Here is an 18,626-nt window from a genome sequence, read left to right on the forward strand (position 1 = left end):
GATGTGCTGGACGGGGGCGAGGGCACGGACATGGCGGTGTATGTGGGGCTGCTGCAGAACTACAGCTTCAGGCTGCAAAGCGGCGCCAACGGCCAACAGGAGGTGCTGGTGCGCCACATCCCGAGCGGCGATGTCGATACGCTGCGCGGCGTGGAGTTGCTGCAGGTCGGTGGCCAGGCCTATCGCTTGCAGCCCGAGGCCCTGCAGCCGGGTACGGACTACCCACTGGCGGGGCACCTGCAGGAAGTGGGGGCCGCGGAAGTCACGTTGATGGGGATACCGGCATTCTGAGGGGCGGAGCACGGACCGATCAGCACCTTCCACGGGCCTGTTCGCGATCATTTCAGGGCCGTGCAGGTGCGCCTCGCGGCGGTGTGTGCGGTGGCGCAAGGGCCCGCTCAGGCCTTGAAGTGTTCCTGGGCGATCAGGTGAAACTCGTGCGCCAGTGCCGCGCGCACGGCGCCGCGCAGCCACAGCAGACCCACTTCGCGCTCGGGTGACGGGCCGGGCAGGGGGTGCTTGCGCAGCCGCGGGTCCACCGGCCCGATGACTGCCCAGTCGGGCAGCACCGAGATGCCCAGCCCCTCGGCCACCAGTTTGGCGATGGCGTCGATGCCGTCGAGCTCGAAGCGCACACGCGGCCGTATGCCGTGGGCGCGCAGGTACCCGTCGGCCAGGCGCCCGCCCACGACCTTGCGGTCGTACAGGATGAAGGGCTCTGTCGCCAGGGTCTGCAGCACGTCCTTGACCTTCAGGCCGCGTGCGGTCACGAGCACCAGCTTCTCGCGCCGCAGCAGGCGCCACTCGCACACCTTGGGCAGCTCGAACAGCGGGTGCACGAGCAGCGCGGCGTCCAGCTCGCCATTGAGGACGCGCGTGTACAGCTGGGTGGTGGGGGCCGGCTCGATGTAGATCTCGATGTCCTCGTGGCGCTGCGTCCAGGTGCGCAGGATGGGCGGGAGCATGCCGGTCATGCCCACGGGCGTGGTGCCCAGCTTGAGCGGGCCGGCCGGCAGGCGCGTGGCGCTGGCCACGGAGCGCAGGTCGCGCACCTCGCGCAGCACGGCGGGCGCGCGCTCCATCACGCGCAGGCCAGCGGCGGTGGGCTTGACGGTGCGGCCCGTGCGCCCGATGAGGCGGCTGCCCAGGTCGGCCTCCAGCGCGTGCACGCGCTGCGCCACCGTGGCGGGCGTCAGGTTGAGCTCGCGCGCGGCGGCGGCCATCGAACCCAGTTCGACGACGCGGCTGAAGGTGTGCAGGAACGTGGTGTCCATGGCCGTGGCAAACACATCAAGAAGATGTTTTTTGCATCTTTTGATTATGCATGAGCGTGCTTGAAGCCATGGTGCCGACTGCCCAGAATCAAGTCTCCATTGGCTTTCATTCGATTCAATCCCCATGCCCCGTATCCAATCCATCGAAGTCTGTGCGGTCGCCCTGCCGCTGGACCGTGTCACCTCTTTCGCGCGCCGCACCGTGAGCGCGCGCCACTACGGCCTGGTCCGTGTGCGCTCCGACGAGGGGCTCTGCGGCATCGGCTTTTGCTATGTCGGCAGCGCCGCGGGCCGGCTGTTCACCGTGGCCGTGCAGGACCTGCTGGCCAAGGTGCTGATCGGCCGCGATTCGCACGCGGTGGAGGGCCTGTGGGCCGAGATGTACCAGGAGGCGCTGCTGCAGGGGCGGGCCGGCACGGTGATGCGCGCCATCAGCGCGCTGGACACCGCGCTGTGGGACCTGAACGCGCGCAGCGCCGGGCTGCCCCTGCACCGCTACCTGGGCGCGAACGCGCTGGACACCGTGCCCGGCTATGCCAGCGGCGGCTACTACCTCGATGGCAAGACGCCGCAGCACCTGGGCGAAGAAATGGCCAGCTACGTGGCCATGGGCTTCCAGGCGGTGAAGATGAAGACCGGGCGCCTGTCGCCGGCCGAAGAAGAGGCGCGCCTGCGCGCCGCGCGCGAGGCCGTGGGGCCCGACGTGGAGCTGATGATGGACTGCAACAACGGCTGGACCGACGTGACGCAGGCGCTGCAGTACATGCAGCGCTTCGAGCCCTACCGCCCGTACTTCATCGAAGAACCGTTCTCGCCCGACGATATCGACAACCATGCGCGCCTGGCCCGCGCCACGCGCGTGCCGGTGGCCACGGCGGAGATCGGCTATGGCCGCTGGTACCACCAGGCGCTGCTGGAAAAGCAGGCCGCCGCCATCCTGCAGACCGATGCCGTGGTGTGCGGCGGCATCACCGAATGGCGGCGCATTGCGGCCAATGCGGCCAGCCACGGCGTGGTCATGTGCCCGCACTGGTTCCACGACGTGCATGCGCCGCTGGTGGCAGCCACGCCCAATGCGCGCTACGTGGAGTTCTTCTGGGACGACCAGGTGCTCAACTTCCGCCGCCTGATCGACCGCCAGCTCGGGCAGCGCAATGGGCAGATCACGCTGCACACCGGCCCGGGCCTGGGCTTCGATTTCGACGAGCAGGAGATCGCGCGCCACTCCCGCTGGGTGCGCGTGGATGGGAGTGCGCGGTGATGGCCGCGCCACGCCTGCAGGGCGTGCTGTCGCCGGTCGTCACGCCCTTCGGTGCCGATGGTGCACCGTCGCCAGAGCGCCTGCTGAAGCATTGCCGCTGGCTGCTGTCGCAGGACGTGGGCCTGGCGGTCTTTGGCACCAATTCGGAAGGCAATTCGCTGTCGCTACTGGAAAAGCGCCAGCTGCTCGACCACCTGGCAGAGGGCGGGGTGCCGGCCCAGCGGCTGATGCCGGGCACCGGCACCTGCGCGATTCCGGAGACGGTGGAGCTGAGCCGGCATGCCGTGCAACTGGGCTGCGCCGGGGTGCTGGTGCTGCCGCCGTTCTACTACAAGGGCATGGGCGACGAGGGGCTGTTCGCCTACTTCGCCCGCGTGATCGAGGGCGTGGCCGATGCGCGGCTGCGGGTGTACCTGTACCACATACCGCCGGTGGCGCAGGTGAGCATCAGCGCGGTGCTGATCGAGCGCCTGCTCAAGGCCTACCCAGGGGTGGTGGCGGGCATCAAGGACAGCTCGGGCGATGCTGCCAACACCGCGCTGCTGCTGCGCGAGTTCCAGCCCGCGGGCTTCGATGTGTTCGCAGGCAACGAGACGCTGCTGCTGTCGACCTTGCGCGGCGGCGGTGCGGGCTGCATCACGGCCACGGGCAACGTCAACCCTGCAGCCATTGCGCGGCTGTACCGCGATTGGCAGGCGCCCGATGCCGACGCGCAGCAGGCGCGCCTAGATGCCGTGCGCGCGGCATTCCAGGCCTTTCCCATCATTGCCGCGATGAAGTGGGCCCTGGCCCGGGCGACCGGCGATGCCTGCTGGGCACAGGTGCGCCCGCCGCTGGTGGCCCTGGCGCCGGACCAGGCGCAGGCACTCGCGCAGCGGCTTGGCGCGCTGGGCTTCGAGATGCCGCGCGCCGAGGCCCTGGCCGCAGCGTAGGCGCCATCGTTCACGACAACAATACCTGCAAGGAGACAAACACAATGCAATGCAATCGCCGCCAATGGCTGCTGGCAGCAACGGCTGCCGCAGCGGCCCTGCCTGTGCAAGGAGCCCCGCCCGCCGCCGCACTCCCGTCCGGGCCCATCAAGCTGGTCGTGGGTTTTCCGCCCGGGGGCGGCACCGACATCCTGGCGCGCCTGCTGGCGCAGAAGCTGCAGGTGCTGTGGGGCCGCACGGTGATCGTGGAGAACCGCGCCGGCGTGTCCGGCACGCTGGCCGCCGACTACGTGGCCAAGCAGCCGGGCGATGGCAATACCTTGCTGCTGGCCCACATCAGCAGCAACGGCATTGCGCCCGGGCTGTTTCCCAAGCTCGGCTATTCCGCGGAAAAGGACTTTGCACCCATCACCATACTCGGCGCCACGCCCATGGTGCTGCTGTGCCGGCCCGACAAGGGCCTGCGCAGCTTCGAGGCCCTGGTCGAGGCCTGCCGCCAGCGGCCGGGGCGGGTGAGCTTCGGCTCGGCCGGCACGGGCTCGGCCCAGCACCTGGCCCTGGAGGAGCTGCGCCGGCGCGCGGGCATCGACGTGCTGCACGTGCCCTACAAGGGCTCGGCCCCCATGGTCACGGACCTGCTGGGCGGGCAGATCGAATGCGCCTTCGAGGGCATGACCACGGCCACGCCCTACCTCAAGTCGGGGCGCCTGCAGGGCCTGGCCACCACGCGCCTGCAGCGGGCCAAGGGCTTCCCGGATCTGCCGACGATTGCCGAGAAGGGCTTTGCGGGCTACGACGCGAGCATCTGGTTTGCGCTGGCTGCACCGGCGGCCATGCCGGCAGCGCTGGTGCAGCGCATGAATGCGGACGTGAACCAGGTGCTGGCATCGGCCGACCTGCAGGCCAAGCTCAGCGAGTTCGGTGCCGAGGACAGCGGCGGCACACCGGAGCGCCTGGGCGCCTTCATGCGGGCCGAGCAGGCGCGCTGGGCCAAGCTGATCCGCGAGGCGAAGATCACGCCGGACAGCTGAACGATGCCACCGCCCGGCGCGGCGGTGGTTGGTGGCCGCGTCAGGCCTCGCCCATCGCCTGCCCGTGGCGCAGGATCTCGTCCTTGAGCCAGAGCACGGCGGGATCGGCATTGGAGCGCTCGGCCCAGCACACGTAGAGGCGGTAGTCGGGCAACTCCACCGGCAGCGGGGCGCTGGCGAGCTGGGCGGCGTAGTGGCGTGCCACGCGCTGCGGGAACACGGCGATGAGGGCGCTGTGCTCGTCGCCGCACATCAGCTCCACCATCTGGCTGAAGGTGGCCACGGCGGCCTGCACCAGGCGCTGGCGGCCCTTCCTGGCCAGGGCCTGGTCCACGGTGTCGTCGAGCACGGATCGCGTCTGCCCGAGCACCACATGGGGGGCGTTGCAGAAGGCATCGATCGAGAGCGGCTGTGCGGCCAGGGCGGGGTGGCCATGGCGCGCCACGGCGACGTAGCTGTCGTCGTAGAGCAGGGTGGATTCGACCCCGCTGGCGGGCGACAGGCGCGGGTGCAGGCCGACATCCACGTCGCCCTTGCGCAGGCGTTCGGTGAGGCGGCCGTAGTCGGCCAGCTCCCACGACAGGCGCATGCGCGAGCCCAGCCGCGTGAGCTCGGCGCACAGCAGGGGCAGCATCACGCGGCAGGTGTGGTCGCTGCCGGTGATGCGCAGGATGCGGTCGGAGGTGGCGGGGTCGAACGCCTGCTCCAGGCTCATGAGCTTGTGCATCTCGTGCAGCACCGCCTCCACGCGCGGGGCCAGAGCCAGTGCGCGCGGCGTGGGCACGATGCCGTGGCTGGTGCGGGTGAACAGCGGGTCGTCAAAGACCTCGCGCAGGCGCTTGAGCGATGCGCTCACCGCCGGCTGGCTCAGGAACAGGCGCGACGCCGCACGCGAGACGCTGCCCTCGCGCAGCAGGGCATCGAAGGTGCGCAGCATGGGCAGGTCCAGGCCCCGGATATCAGGCTGGCCCATATCAGCTATCCAAACGTTTGAATTGATCCATATCAGCTTGTCTCCTATCGTAAGGCAACGCAAAACCAAGTCTCTCGCGCGTCGCGCGCCCCGCTTTGGGCGGTCTGCGGCGTTGCAAATGCTCGCCATGGTCCCACCATGGCTGCGCCTTGCGCCTGGCAGCCCATCCCAAATCAGGGCACGCGCCATCGCGAAGACTCGGTTTTGCGTCGCCCGGCACCCAACGATGAACGAAGGAGACAAGACATGACCAAGAATGCAGGATTGCACGTGCGCAGACGAGCCCTGGTGGCCTTGGGCGCGGCCCTGGCGCTGCCTGGCGGGGCCGCATGGGCGCAGGCCGCTCAGGCGAGCGCCGCCTTTCCCTCGCGGGTGATCCGCATCGTGCCCTTCGGCACGGCGGGCGGGCCCATTGATGCGATTGCGCGGTTGTATGCCGACAGGCTGCAGCAGCGCTGGGGGCAGAGCATCATCGTGGATGCCAAGCCCGGCGCCAGCGGCATCATCGCCGCCGATGCGGTGGCCAAGGCGGCGCCCGACGGCCACACGGTGATGGTGACGCTGCCGCTCACGCACATCAACAATGCCATCCTGCAGCCCAAGCTGCCGTACGACCCGGTGAAGGATTTCGAGCCCATCTCGCAGTTGGCGCTGGGCGGGCCCATGCTGGTGGCGCGCGCCGATGCGCCCTACGGCAACCTCAAAGAGTTTGTCGCCTTTGCCAAGACCAAGTCGAACCTGACCTACGGCACCTGGGGAAATGGCTCGGCCGCGCACCTGATGGCCGAGCTGCTCAAGCGCCAGACCGGGCTGGCGCTGATCCACGTGCCCTACAAGGCCGAGGCCGCCGCGCACAACGACCTGTTCGGCGGCCAGCTCGACTTTGCCTGGGCCAACCCGGCCACGGCGCGGGCCCAGGTGCAGGGCGGGCGCATGAAGGTGCTGGGCATTGCGGCCAGCGGGCGTGTGTCCACGCTGCCGGACGTGAAGACCTTTGCGGAGCAGGGCTTCGCGGGCTTCGACCTCGATAGCTGGATCGGCGTGTACGCCCCTGCCAAGACGCCGCCTGCCGTGCTGGCCAAGTGGAACGAGGCGCTGCGCGAGATCACGAAGATGCCCGAGGTGCGCGAGAAGCTGGCCGGCTTCGGCTTCGAGCCCCTGGGCAACACGGCGGCGCAGTTCAAGGCCAGCTATGCGGCGGACTACCCGCGCGTGGCCGAGCTCATCAAAGCCGCCGGCGTAACGCTGGACTGACTCAGACGACAAGGACCCATTGCATGAACCCCAGCATCGCTCACAAGGTGATCCCTATCGCTGTCGACACCGGCACGGCCTACGGCCTGCCCGCGCCGACCTCCAACCTCACGCTGGCCCAGGTGGGCGCGGGCACGCCCATGGGCGAGCTGCTGCGCCGCTACTGGCACCCCATCGGCCTGGCGGCTGACGCGACAGACACGCCGCGCCAGGTGCGCGTGCTGGGTGAAGACCTGATCCTGTTCCGCGACAAGACCGGCCGGCCCGGCCTGGTGTACCCGCACTGCGCGCACCGGGGCACCTCGCTTTACTACGGCAAGGTGGAGGAGCGCGGCATCCGCTGCTGCTACCACGGCTGGCTGTTCGATGTGGAGGGCCACTGTGTGGAGCAGCCCTGCGAGCCCGAGATGGGCCGCGCGCGCGGCAAGGTGCGCCAGCCCTGGTACCCCGTGCAGGAGCAGTACGGCCTGGTCTGGGCCTACCTGGGCCCGGCGGACAAGAAGCCCGTGCTGCCGCGCTACGACGCGCTGGAGCGGCTGGACGATGGCGAGCTGCTGGAGGCCAACGACGCCAGCATCGGCGGCGGCGGCCCGGCCATCGTGCCGTGCAACTGGCTGCAGCACTACGAGAACCTGGTGGACCCCTTCCATGTGGTGGTGCTGCATTCGACCTTCAGCGGCACGCAGTTCGTCGAGCAGATGGCCGAGATGCCCAAGGTGAGCTGGGACACCGTGCCCCTGGGCGTGCGCACGACTTCGATCCGCACCATGCCGGACGGCAAGGTGTTCCGCCGCATCAGCCAGGCCGGCCTGCCCACGCTGCGCGTGATACCGAGCCCCCGGGTGGGCCGCTATGGGCGCGTGGAATCGCTGGGCTGGGTGCTGCCCATCGACGACCACCACTTCCGCATCTACGTGGTGGGCCGCGTGAGCCAGGTGGGGGAGCTGGCGCGCATGCGCTCGCGCATGAACGGCAAGCTGTGGGAAGAGCTCACCGAAGAGGAGCACCGCGCCATGCCCGGTGATTACGAGGCCATGGTGAGCCAGGGCGCCATTGCCCACCATTCCGAGGAGCACCTGGCCACCACGGACCGTGGCATCGTGATGCTGCGCCGCCTGCTGCAGCAGCAGGTGGACAAGGTGCAGCGCGGCGAGGACCCGGCGGGGGTGAGCTTCGACCCGGACGAGCCCCCCGTGGTCTTCGATGCCGGCAACTACATCGTCGAGCAGGCATGAGCCTGGCTGCCGCAATGACGGACACGCTGGCCGTGCGTGTGGCGCGCCGCTGGCCCGAGGCGCAGGGCATCGAGGCCTTCGAGCTGGTGCACATCGAGGGGGCGGCGCTGCCGGCCTTCAGCGCGGGCGCGCATGTCGACGTGCACTTGCCCGGCGCGATGGTGCGGCCGTACTCGATCTGCAGCGCACCGCACGAGCGGTGGCGCTACCTGATCTGCGTGCTGCGTGAGCCGGCTTCGCGCGGCGGGTCGAGCGCGCTGCACGACGCCGTGGCCGAGGGCGATGTGCTGCGCATCGGCCGCCCGCGCAACCTGTTCGCCCTGGCCCCAGGGGCCCGCCACCACCTGCTGCTGGCCGGGGGCATCGGCATTACGCCCATCCTTTGCATGGCGCAGCAACTGGTGCAGGCCGGCGGCAGCTTTGCGCTGCACTATGCCGTGCAGCAGCGTGACCGCGCCGCGCTTCTCGGGCTGCTGGCGGGGCCGGGCCTGGCCGAGCGGTCGCAGGTGTACTGCAGTGCGGGCGATGCGCCGTCGCGCATAGACATCGGCGCGCTGCTGGCCCAGGCCGAGCCGGGTACCCATGTCTATGCCTGCGGGCCCGCGCGCCTGGTGCAGGCCGTGCAGTCGGCCGCAGCAGGGCAGGGCTGGGCGCCCGAGCGTGTGCATGTGGAGCTGTTCGCCGCGCCGCAGGGGGTGCGCGCCGATGGCGATGCCGCTTTCGAGCTGGTGCTGGCGCGCTCGGGCCGCGTGGTGGATGTGCCGGCGGGCTGCAGCGCCACCGAGGCACTGGCCGCTGCGGGCGTGGCGGTGCCCACATCTTGCGGGCAGGGCGTGTGCGGCACCTGCCTCATGGGCGTGGTGTCAGGCGTGCCGGACCACCGCGACATGTACCTCTCGGCCGAGGAGCAAGAGCGCAATGACCAGTTTCTGCCGTGCTGCTCGCGCGCGCTGACAGAGCGGCTGGTGGTGGATTGGTAGGCCCTGGTGCTCCGTTGCGAATGGACAGCGCACCGCCAGGCGGTGCCATGGGGATGTCCGTGGGCATGCCGCATGGGCGGCGAGGCAGCGATGAGCGATGTGAGGGGACCACCAGGTCAGCAGAACACCAGCGCCAGCAGGGCGGGGTCGTCCATGAGGTTCAGCAGCGCGTAGTCGGCCCATCGGTACGCGAAGTACAGGGCTTGGTCGATCCAGTGGTCCAGAGGCATGGGCGGGATTATCCCGGTGTGGCCAACGGCCTGCTCCGTCTGGCGGCCTGCACAGCCGCCGCAGCGGCGATGCTGCCGTCAAGCGCGGGGGATTATTGCCTTCGGGCGTGGTGAAGCGCGCCATCAGCACCTCGTCCATGCAGATGCTGGCATGGCCGCTGATGCGCAGCGTTTCTTCGAACCCGGGCAGGAAAAGCCGCAAGCCCACGGCTGGCGAGTGCACGGTGTTTGGGCCGTCCAGCACCTCAAGGACGTGCTGGAGCTGCTGCAAGCGCACCCGTACCACCGGGTGGATGGGTTGCTGCCGCATCGCTGGATGCCCTGCAGCACAGGGCGACAATGCGGTCGCATGAATGCAGGCCTGCCAACGAAAACGCCCACCGGTACGGGTGGGCGTTTTCTTGGGATCTGCCTGCCGGCTATTGAATGTCGTAGATCCGTTTGTAGCGATAGCTGTTGAACATTTCACCCAGGCTCTCGGCGGTGGTCGCCCCGAGGCCATAGCCGACGAAAAAGGCGGTGCCCGACAGGGAGGTCAGGTCCTGGTTCACAAACAATACGGAGGATGTGTTTTGCAGCCGGTCGGACCAGGCCAGCGGGTTGAGAAAATTCAGGCGGTCGAACGCGGGCACCGAGTAGGTGTACATGGTGCCGTCGGGCGTGATCGCCACCAGGTAAGGATGCCCCTTGGCGCCGCTGGCGAGGTGTTCGGGTTGGATCTCCACGTACGCGGTCAGCGTCAGGCGGGTCAAGGTCCCTACGGCCACCATGGTGCCCAGCCCGGATGCACCGGCGCCCTCGAACACCACGCGCACCGGCGACGGTTGCGTGATTCCCACCGGCCCCACACCCAGTTGCCCTAAATTGTTGGCACCCCAGGCCAGGAGCGTGCCGTCGGTGGTGAGAGCCAGGGAGTGCATGGACGATGCCGCGACCTGTGCATACCCGGCGCCCAGCGGTTGCGGGACTTCCGTGTTGGTGAGGGTGGCATTGCCCAGTTGGCCCCTTTCATTGGTGCCCCAGGCCCAGGCCGTGCCATCGGCCTTCAGCGCCAGCGTGTGGCTGAAACCTTTGGCGACCTGGCGATAGCCGCCGCCCACCAGAACGGGGAGTTCGGACCCTTTCCATTGCCAGAGCGTTCCGTCATCCTTCACGCCTGCGGCCGCGTGGTAGCCCAGGGCCACCTGCACGAAACCCCGGTCCACCGGGCCGGCGCTGCCGTAGCCGTCCTTCCAGCCGAAGTCGAAGATCAGGTCCTGGGGGTACAAGTACTTGTGAATGGACTGTATGGCGCCGCCTCCCAGCACGAACAACGCGTTGTTGCGGCTGGTGACTATCTGCAGGTAGCCCGGTGGCAGCCGGTCCAGCGTGTCACCGCCGGCACTCGCGTTGAAGAGTCTTTTCGAATGGCCCCAGTACCAGATGGAGCCGTCTGTTTTGCTGGCCATTTCCGAGGTTATCAGCTGCGCAAAGCCGCTGCCGACCTGCACCGGCCGGGTTTCGTTCAGGGTCTGGTTTTTCAGCTCCACCGAACCCCACATCCACAAGGTGCCATCGGTCTTGAGGGCCGCCATGTGAGCACCGCCCACGGCAACCTGGGCGAAACCGCTGCCGATCTGCACGGGCTTGTCTGCATTGACCATGGAGCCATTGCCCAACTGACCCAGCCGGTTGTCTCCCCATGTCCAGAGCGTTCCGTCGCTGAGCACGGCTGCGGAGTTTTGACCTTCCGTGGCCATGTTGACCACCGTGGCGGCGTGCACGCTGCCCATGCCAACTGCCAGGGCGAGCATCAGCCAGAATTTGAAGGCCACACGCGCCAGGTGGCGGGAGGCGATGGATCGCAAGCGATGTCTTGCAAAAGACGAAAAGAATCTCATAAGAAAGCCCATCTTTGAAAGTATTGGTGAAACCTGCCTGCCGAAGCCAAAACCAGCTTCTCCAGAAAGTCCGTGCGCAACGAACGAAGGAATGAACGATGGGCACGCCATGGTGACCATCTCCCCTCCCTGAAATCTGGTGAATTTTTTTTGCTGTCAGCGGGGGGGCCTCTCAAGATCCATGGTATTGCGCAGGCCCGCGAAAAGCGGTGACTCGCATCACACCCGGCCAGCCAAACAAGGCATCACGAAACCAGTTGCGGGAAGCTACTTTTTTGAGCCGCATCTCTGCCTTGGCATCCAGATCCAGGCTGGCTTCACAGGTCCATGGTCTGCGATCCCGATCTGCGGGAGGGGGATGTTGTTTCAGCCACCCTGGCCAGCAGCAACGCAAGCAGCTGCGGCACCTCAAAAATTTCTGCTTCCCCATCTTGTGCGCCGTTGCCGCCGTGCGCGCGCGAGAAGCGCCAGGCCTGCCCGGGCTGCAGCCCATGCAGATGCAGTACTTCGCCGGATTCCAGCCACAGGGCCGGGGCCAGCACTTCGCAGCCCGCAGCGGTGCAGGCAGCGGTCTCGTCGCGCCCGGCCTCGGGTGCGAGCTCTGCCTCCCATCCCAGCAGCAGGGTGGTGTCGTCCACGCGCGCCAGGGTCTCGGCCGGGGCGAAGGGGGCGAGTGCCAGGAGTGGGGCGGTGGCATCTTCGGGCAGGCGGGCCTGGAGGGCGGCTTGCACGGCGTTGGAATGCGCGGCCGTGGCGCTGCGGGCCAGGCAGAAGAAGCCGGTGCCGGCAGGGCTGCTGATGGTGGTCGCAGATGCGGGCGTTGCATCCTCGCCATCGCTCTCTTCTCCTTCCCTTTCTTCTTTTTCTTCTTCTTCACCTTCATCCCGCCGTGGCCGGTGCTGGACCACGGGCACGCCCTGTTCCATGCGCAGGCGTTGCTCTACCGGGATGGCCTGGTACACCGAGTCCAGCAGCGCCAGCAGGTGGGGTCCGAACTGGCGCTGGAAGTAGGCCTGAAGGAACTGGAGCACGTGGCGGTCCTGGTAGATGCCGGGCATCTCGACCATGCCGCTGAACAGCTCGGCGGCCAGGTTGCGGATGCTCTCCATGTCCCTGCCCATGCTGACGTAGCGGTCCACGCCGTCCCAGCAGTCGGGCGCCATGCAGTGCTCCAGGTGCTTGTCGTAGCAGGCGCGTGAAAGGAAGCGGGAGAACATGCTGCCGCACAGGTACTGGAACGACTCGGCCGGGATTACCTGCTCCAGGGCACGCACCAGGCAGCGGATGCGCTGGAACAAATCGGACTCGGGACGCTGCATGCGGATGCCGTCGAAATGGCGCACCAGCTCGATGGCCATGTCGGTGAGCGACTGGGGCTTGTAGTGCTGCAGGATGGCGACGAAGGCCTCTTCACTGACCACCGGCGAGGCGATGCACAGGTAGGCATGGACGTAGGTGCCCAGCGGGTTGATGCGCTGGTTGGGGTCGCGCAGGCCTCCGATGCGCTCGTCGCGCGACTCGATCTGCCCTTGCAGGCACAGGCGCTTGAGCGCGGGGGCGAAGGTCTTCTTCTTGAACTCCCCGATGTCGAAGTTCTCCAGGATGTCGGCGTACAGCCGTTCGCGTTCGTCGGTGTGCAGAGCGGGTTCCGGGGGGTAGATCTGGATGAGGCCGTCGGTCATGGATGGGGGCGTGGTGTGCGCGTGGGCAATGGATGGGAGCTGCCGGCCTGCCTGCCTGCATGCATGCAGTGCAGGCCGGGTCTGGCGGAAATTCTAAGCAGCGGCGTGCTGGCGCGGCTGGACAGCTTGTCAAGCCCCGGTGCATGCCTGGCTCGGGGGTGGGGCACAGGCCGGGTATGCTGGAGGCTCCATGCCTGCTGCACTGCACCTTGCGCTGACCACCCCATGAGCCTGATCCAACCCCTGCCCGACGGCCCGCTCGACATTGTGGGCGACATCCACGGTGAGTACGAGGCGCTGGTGCAGTTGCTCGGCCACCTGGGCTATGACGCCGAGGGTAACCATGCCGATGGGCGCACGCTGGTCTTCGTGGGCGATTTCTGCGACCGCGGGCCGGACAGCCCTGCCGTGCTGGGCCTCGCGCAGCGCCTGGTGCAGGCGGGGCGCGCGGTGGCGGTGCTGGGCAACCACGAGATCAATTTGCTGCGCGAGGATGCCAAGGACGGATCGGGCTGGTTCTTCGACGCGCGCATGGTGCGCGACCACGACAAGTACGCCCCTACGGCACGACCGACGCCTGCCCAGCGCCGCTCCATCGTCGAGTTTCTGTCGGTGCTGCCGATCGCCCTGGAGCGCGCGGACCTGCGCGTGGTGCATGCGGCCTGGCAGGAGGCGCAGATCGAGGCCGCACGCCTCTTGCCCCTGGGCTCGGTGCGCAGCGAGTACGACCACTGGGAATACGCCGCCAGCCGGCAGGCGCGCGAGACGGCGCTGGAGCAGCGCATGGCCCAGGAGCTGGAGCAATGGCTGCACGGCCTGGAAAACAATTTGCACCAGCCGCCATTCCTGCACGCGCATGCCGAGAACGAGGCCAACAAGCAGATGCTCAACCCGCTCAAGGTGCTGACCTCGGGTGTGGAGAGCACGGGGCGCGAGCCCTTCTTTGCGGGCGGGCGCTGGCGCTTCACGCAGCGCCAGGCCTGGTGGGATGCCTACACCGATGAGGTGCCCGTGGTGGTGGGCCACTACTGGCGCCGCGTGCGCCAGATTGACCGCAGCGTGGTGGGCAAGGGCGATGCCGATCTGTTCTTCAACACCCACCCGCTGGCCTGGCACGGCCAGCGCGGCAACGTGTTCTGCGTGGATTTTTCCGCCGGCGGCCGCTGGGCCGAGCGCAAGGCGGGCACGGTGGTGGGGCACGACTTCAAGCTGGCGGCGCTGCGCTGGCCGGAGCGGGTGTTGCAGTTTGATGATGGGGTGGTGGAGGGGACGCTGGGGTTTGGGGTGGGGAAGGGGTGATGTGTGGGGTGGTGCTGGTGTCGGTGGTGGCTGCATGTCTTGGTTGAGTGCGGGAGCCGGGATGTGCGCCCGGCGGCGCAGTAACTTTCTCTTGGGCCGCCAAGAGAAAGTCACCAAAGAGAAGGCGGCCCTGCTGTCTGCGTCCCTCCGCTTCGCTGCGGGCAACCTGCGATGCTCGGATCTGGTGTGGTGCCGATGAACTCGCTGCGTTCTTCGAACTCCGCTCAAACAGCATCGGCAAGCTAGAGCACGAAGTGCATGTGTCCTTCGGCACATGCACCCACCCCAGCTCCTGCGCTTCTCGGCGCAGCCAGAAGGGGTGGGGAGCGGGTACCGCACGGCTGCTGCTTTCGCAGCTGCGCCGGGTGTCGGTTACGCGCTGCGCGCTGCCGACGCAACTGGCGCGGCGGCCCTGCCCAGGCCAAGCGCAGCGAGGCAGATCGGGCCGAGCGAAGCAATGGCCCGTATTGGTATCCACCCCCTTCTGACCGTGCCGAGAAGCGCAGAAGCTGGGGTGGCGTGTGTGCAAGTACCTCGGCTGCCGGGCCGAGACCCGGCCTCCGCCCTCAGCAAAAGCATCCAGAAAAAGAAGTAGCGAGACGCAGGAGAAACGCCCTCGGCACACAGCGTTGCAATCCCTGACCACATGGCACAGCGAACCGCCCTAAGCTGGCGATTTTCACCACGCTGCCGCTGCCGCTGCCGCCATGCCATGACCTACATCGACTGCTATCTGGTCCCCGTGCCCCTTGCCAACAAGGCCGCCTACGAGCGCCTGGCCGCCTTCTCGGCCCAGGTGCTCCGGGAGTACGGCGTCCTTCGCACCATGGATTGCTGGCTCGACGAGGCGGGGCCCGAGGCCGCGAGCTACCACGGCGAGTCGGCGCGGGCCGGCGGTGATGGCGGTGAACCCGTGCAGTACGGAAGCTTTCGGGCAGCGGCCGGCGCCAGGGAGGGCGAGACCGTGGTGGTCTCCTGGGCGGAGTGGGCCGACAAGGCGGCCCGCGATGCCGGCATGGCGCGCTTCACCGCCGACCCGCGCATGCAGTTCGAGGGGCAGGAGCCTGTGTTCGACGGAGCCCGCGCGGTGGCGGCCGGGTTCATTCCCATGCCCGGATGATTGAAGACGGCGGCACGGAGCGGTCTGTTTTGTCCGCGCTCGGGACCGTGGCCCGAACGGGTGCTTTTCCTACGATGCCGGGCCGCTGCCTTTGAGACCATGCATCACCAGCCACGTGATGGTCACCCCCTCCCCGAACCAAGGAGCTGCCATGCCAAGCCGTCAGAAAACCGTCCTCGGTGATTCGCACCTCATCATCGTCACGCAGGAGAGCGGTCTGTCCGAATGGATGAAGTCGCTAGACTGCTCGGAGGCCGACCTCCTGGAGGCCATGTCCGCCGTCGGCAACTCTGCTCAGGCCGTGCGCAACTACCTGTACGGCGGCAAGGGGCCGTGGCAGTGGGTGGCCGCAGCCGCATGAAGTGAAACACCCCCTGAGGCGCTTCGCGCCTCGGTGTGTCCGCCAGAGGCGGCCACTCTTCGGGCACGTCCAAGCCTGCGCAGGGGGCCATCGGCCAGAATCGGCCCCTGGCATGCAACACAAGGACAACGCCCCATGGCCTACGAACACCAATCGGCCTCGGCAGACGGACGCTTCGAGCTCCAGGTCGAGCCCTGGGAGGCACGCAATTCCCATTGGGTGTACACGCCGCAACTGCGCCACACCGCCAGTGGCCGGGTGCTGTTCCAGCCGTTCGCGTCGTCCTGGTCCGTCGATGGATCCACCTGGACCGGCAGCGAGGTGCGCATGTTTCTGCGCAAGTACCCGGGTGACCAGCCGCGCCCCGGCCTGGCGGCACGGGTAGATTGCGAACGCGAAGTCGCCTGGGTCGAAGGCAGCCGCGATGCGGCGCCCCTGGCGCTGGGCCAGTTGGAGGCCGCGCTGGAGCGTCGGCTGCTGGAGGGTGGACCTGACCGCTGACCAGCCAGGCGGCAATGTCAGGTTTTCACATGCCGCCGGGGATGGATGCGCATCGCGAAGATTGCATATTCGGCGATGCAGATCGCCATCCATGCGGCCCAGCGCGGCGCACCCAGGCCCAGCAGCGCGTACGCTGCGCAGAGGCCGATGACGCCGCCCTGGATGACATAGGCCAGGATCTGGCCCAGGTCGGGTCCGTCCGTCCTGCGGCCCCAGAAGTAGGCCAGGATGAGGGGCAGGGGCATCAGGACCAGCACCGCCAGCCCTGCGCCCTGGCAATCGCCCCGGCACCGGTCGCCGGCATGGGCGGCAGCGCCCAGGGCGTTCCACAGGATGAAGGCAAGGATCAGGGCAAGGCGGCGCACGGGCATGGTTCCAACAGGGGTATCGGTGGGGGCCCGCAGTGTGAGCTTGCGTCGTTCACAACACAAACCATGGTCGGCGTACGGTTGGCGGGCTGGCAATGGCTGGTACGCAGACGGACCCTGGTATTTTCCGCCCATCGGGCCAGCGCCATTGGCGCATGAAAGGCGGTGTAAACCGGCTTCTTCTGGCGAATTGGCGGGGAACCAAGCGGCGGCTGTTGCATGCAGGGGTGTCCCACTCTGGGCACAATGGCCCGCTTGACAACGACCCTTGCCAGGAGAGCCCCCATGCAGGTCCAAGGACAATGCCATTGCGGCGCCATCGCGTACGAAGCCGAAGTCCAGCCGGGCAGCATGACCATCTGCCACTGCACGGACTGCCAAGTCCACTCCGGTTCGGCCTTTCGCGCCAACATCTCCGCGCCAGCAGCCACGTTTCGGCTGGTGAAGGGCACGCCACGCACCTACGTCAAGACCGCCGACAGCGGCGTCCGGCGGCTGATGGCCTTCTGCGAGCACTGCGGCACGCCGCTGTACGCCTGCGCGGTGGAGTCGCCCACGGCCTATTCGCTGCGCACCGGGGCGATTCGCCAGCGGCACGGGCTGGGCACGCCCCAGCGGCAGATCTGGACACAGCGGCGCCTGCCCTGGGTGCAGTTGCCGCAGGACCTGGAGGCCCATACCGGCCAGCCGTAAATCGGTCAGCCCCGCGGCATGCAGCTCCCGGGGATGGCAGACAGGCTGACCTTTACAGACCGGGTGAAATCGTCCGCCATGACCTCGCTGGCGACTGCCTCCAGGGCGTCGAGAGCCGCCTTCACCACGGCCTCGGGGGTCTGCTTGGGAATGTCGAGCCCTGTGGTCCGGTCGGTGTCCACAAAGCCATGTGCATCCACAGCACCTGTGTGCCCTGGGCCAGCAGTTCATGGCGCAGGCCGTTGGTCAACCCCCACGCGGCCGATGTGGTCGCGCCGCACCCTGCCAGCAGGGCGGTTTGCTGCGCTGAGCGTGCGCCCCTGCGGGTTCTCGGGCCCCGCGACCCTACCCGCGTGGTTCCTGAAAGTTCGCGGCAGCACAGTGGTTGCCGCCGCTTGTAGGACGATGGACTCGCGGTGATATGGGCCCATGGCCCAGCCAAGGGGCTCGCACTCCTACAGCGGGATCGCGATCCACAGGGGATAGTAAAAGCGCCGTATGTTCATGTGCGGCGCCAGGCGGGCAGGCCTGGCACGGGCAGGCGTTGCTGTTGCGGGCACTTGCGCCTATCTGTTGCCCGCCCTTCGGGGCGGGCTTTTTTCGTCTGGGCAATGCATGGCCATGCTGTGAAAATCGGCGACCAAGCCAGCGCCGAATTGCCAGCGCGACGGCGGCGACGGCGACGCCTGTGCGGCGATCAAATTCCGGCTTGGCCATCGCTGAGAAATACTCGGGGTGTCGGGCTAGACTTCCGGTATCGGCCGAGGCTGTGTGAAACGTCGATAGACGAATTTTGCCGGGGTGCTTCAACCCTTGCTCGCATCGAGATCGTGCGTTGTAGGCCGATCTGAGCGGTCGATTTCTGGGCGGACCTTCAAACCGAGAGCCCGACACGCGTTTTCACACAGCCTCGGCCAAAACCAGTCATCCGGAGAATTCTGCGCTGACAAAGAACGCCGACCTCGCCCAGGCGTCAACGCCGCTGCGAACCAGTTCGGCAATGGAGTTGCGGCGGCTGCTCTGAGGCGGACTTATAACTCGCCAGGTCGCGTCAACAGATCGCCAGGCATCAGCACCTCGCCGTTCGGACCCCAATCGACCTGCGTGATGCCCGGCTCCAGCGCTTCAAGCCGTCTGCGCTCCAGTTCGTATGCGCTCGGTGTCGCGCAAGGGTCGAACGCCAGCGCGGCATGCAGGTCAGCCACCAACTGCTGTTCGCTCCAAGGCTTCGGGATGTAGCGGAAGACCCCCGCACGATTCACTGCGGCCAGCACGGTGGCGAAGTCGGCAGCGGCGCTGAGCATCATGCGCACTGCGCGAGGGTCGAGGTCCCTGGCGTGGGCGAGCAGTGTCACTCCGTCCAGCTGAGGCATGCGGTAGTCGCTGATCAGCACGTCGAAACGCTGCTGCTGCAGGCGTTGCAGTGCGAGCAACGGATCGGAGAAAATTTCCACGCTGAGCTGCTGCGGCTTGAAATGCAACTGCAGCAAACGGCGCAAGGCGTGCAGCACCGGCGCTTCGTCATCGATGATCAGCAAACGCTTCATGGGGT

At 67.6% G+C, this 18,626-nt stretch carries 18 protein-coding genes; 12 read left to right on the top strand and 6 right to left on the bottom strand.

Annotated elements, in window-relative coordinates; genetic code table 11:
- Positions 1–291: hypothetical protein (locus AC07X5_RS31200; RefSeq protein WP_494773319.1), on the top strand; the 291-nt coding region annotated here is incomplete at its 5' end.
- 107 nt (positions 292–398) lie between these two features.
- Here the strand turns inward: AC07X5_RS31200 and AC07X5_RS31205 are convergent.
- A complete protein-coding gene (locus AC07X5_RS31205; protein ID WP_494773320.1) occupies positions 399–1,274 on the bottom strand; it encodes a LysR family transcriptional regulator in 876 nt (291 codons plus the stop codon).
- Between the two features lie 124 nt (positions 1,275–1,398).
- Here AC07X5_RS31205 and AC07X5_RS31210 point away from each other — a divergent pair, with 124 nt between their 5' ends.
- The 3 genes from AC07X5_RS31210 to AC07X5_RS31220 are packed head-to-tail and all read left to right on the top strand — an operon-like array spanning position 1,399 to position 4,498.
- On the top strand, positions 1,399–2,535 hold the full coding sequence (locus AC07X5_RS31210) for a mandelate racemase/muconate lactonizing enzyme family protein (RefSeq protein WP_494773321.1): 1,137 nt from the start codon (positions 1,399–1,401) through the stop codon (positions 2,533–2,535).
- On the top strand, positions 2,535–3,467 hold the full coding sequence (locus AC07X5_RS31215) for a dihydrodipicolinate synthase family protein (protein WP_494773322.1): 933 nt from the start codon (positions 2,535–2,537) through the stop codon (positions 3,465–3,467). The genes AC07X5_RS31210 and AC07X5_RS31215 overlap by 1 nt, the downstream gene beginning before the upstream one ends.
- Before the next feature lie 44 nt (positions 3,468–3,511).
- A complete protein-coding gene (locus AC07X5_RS31220; protein WP_494773323.1) occupies positions 3,512–4,498 on the top strand; it encodes a Bug family tripartite tricarboxylate transporter substrate binding protein in 987 nt (328 codons plus the stop codon).
- A 40-nt stretch (positions 4,499–4,538) separates the two neighbouring features.
- Here the strand turns inward: AC07X5_RS31220 and AC07X5_RS31225 are convergent, their stop codons facing one another.
- Positions 4,539–5,471 (bottom strand): LysR family transcriptional regulator, encoded by a 933-nt coding sequence (locus AC07X5_RS31225; protein ID WP_494773324.1) that lies wholly within the window; start codon positions 5,469–5,471, stop codon positions 4,539–4,541.
- 246 nt (positions 5,472–5,717) lie between these two features.
- Here AC07X5_RS31225 and AC07X5_RS31230 point away from each other — a divergent pair, with 246 nt between their 5' ends.
- From AC07X5_RS31230 to AC07X5_RS31240, 3 genes are read left to right on the top strand one after another with little or no spacing between them, the layout of a single operon-like run.
- The gene (locus AC07X5_RS31230) at positions 5,718–6,725 is read left to right on the top strand and encodes a Bug family tripartite tricarboxylate transporter substrate binding protein (protein WP_494773325.1); all 1,008 of its coding nucleotides are present in this window, start codon (positions 5,718–5,720) and stop codon (positions 6,723–6,725) included.
- Positions 6,726–6,748: 23 nt separating this feature from the next.
- Positions 6,749–7,960 carry a Rieske 2Fe-2S domain-containing protein gene (locus tag AC07X5_RS31235; protein ID WP_494773326.1) on the top strand — a complete coding sequence of 404 codons (1,212 nt, stop codon included), beginning with the start codon at positions 6,749–6,751 and terminating at the stop codon, positions 7,958–7,960.
- Positions 7,957–8,940, top strand: coding sequence for a PDR/VanB family oxidoreductase (locus AC07X5_RS31240; RefSeq protein ID WP_494773327.1), 984 nt, complete (start codon positions 7,957–7,959; stop codon positions 8,938–8,940). The genes AC07X5_RS31235 and AC07X5_RS31240 overlap by 4 nt, the downstream gene beginning before the upstream one ends.
- A 649-nt stretch (positions 8,941–9,589) precedes the next feature.
- Here AC07X5_RS31240 and AC07X5_RS31245 read toward each other — a convergent pair.
- Positions 9,590–11,170 carry an RCC1 domain-containing protein gene (locus AC07X5_RS31245; protein ID WP_494773328.1) on the bottom strand — a complete coding sequence of 527 codons (1,581 nt, stop codon included), beginning with the start codon at positions 11,168–11,170 and terminating at the stop codon, positions 9,590–9,592.
- Positions 11,171–11,367: 197 nt separating this feature from the next.
- Positions 11,368–12,732, bottom strand: a complete 1,365-nt coding sequence (locus AC07X5_RS31250) for a hypothetical protein (RefSeq protein WP_494773329.1) — start codon at positions 12,730–12,732, stop codon at positions 11,368–11,370.
- 225 nt (positions 12,733–12,957) lie between these two features.
- Here AC07X5_RS31250 and AC07X5_RS31255 point away from each other — a divergent pair, with 225 nt between their 5' ends.
- The 4 genes from AC07X5_RS31255 (at position 12,958) to AC07X5_RS31270 (ending at position 16,013) form a co-directional block, all read left to right on the top strand.
- Positions 12,958–14,031, top strand: coding sequence for a metallophosphoesterase (locus AC07X5_RS31255; RefSeq protein ID WP_494773330.1), 1,074 nt, complete (start codon positions 12,958–12,960; stop codon positions 14,029–14,031).
- Positions 14,032–14,743: 712 nt separating this feature from the next.
- Positions 14,744–15,151, top strand: a complete 408-nt coding sequence (locus tag AC07X5_RS31260) for a DUF1428 domain-containing protein (RefSeq protein ID WP_409958424.1) — start codon at positions 14,744–14,746, stop codon at positions 15,149–15,151.
- Between the two features lie 151 nt (positions 15,152–15,302).
- Positions 15,303–15,512 carry a DUF3606 domain-containing protein gene (locus AC07X5_RS31265; RefSeq protein WP_409958426.1) on the top strand — a complete coding sequence of 70 codons (210 nt, stop codon included), beginning with the start codon at positions 15,303–15,305 and terminating at the stop codon, positions 15,510–15,512.
- Between the two features lie 135 nt (positions 15,513–15,647).
- A complete protein-coding gene (locus AC07X5_RS31270; RefSeq protein WP_409958428.1) occupies positions 15,648–16,013 on the top strand; it encodes a hypothetical protein in 366 nt (121 codons plus the stop codon).
- 17 nt (positions 16,014–16,030) lie between these two features.
- Here the strand turns inward: AC07X5_RS31270 and AC07X5_RS31275 are convergent, their stop codons facing one another.
- Complete coding sequence (locus tag AC07X5_RS31275; RefSeq protein ID WP_409958430.1) at positions 16,031–16,378, bottom strand: hypothetical protein; 348 nt, start codon at positions 16,376–16,378, stop codon at positions 16,031–16,033.
- Positions 16,379–16,666: 288 nt separating this feature from the next.
- Between AC07X5_RS31275 and AC07X5_RS31280 the strand changes: the two genes are divergently transcribed.
- Complete coding sequence (locus AC07X5_RS31280) at positions 16,667–17,074, top strand: GFA family protein (protein ID WP_494773331.1); 408 nt, start codon at positions 16,667–16,669, stop codon at positions 17,072–17,074.
- A 1,031-nt stretch (positions 17,075–18,105) separates the two neighbouring features.
- Here the strand turns inward: AC07X5_RS31280 and AC07X5_RS31285 are convergent.
- Positions 18,106–18,621 carry a response regulator gene (locus AC07X5_RS31285; protein ID WP_494773332.1) on the bottom strand — a complete coding sequence of 172 codons (516 nt, stop codon included), beginning with the start codon at positions 18,619–18,621 and terminating at the stop codon, positions 18,106–18,108.
- Positions 18,622–18,626: the final 5 nt, after the last annotated feature.

This window comes from Acidovorax sp. GW458-11-26-14-TSB4, from assembly GCF_059423865.1.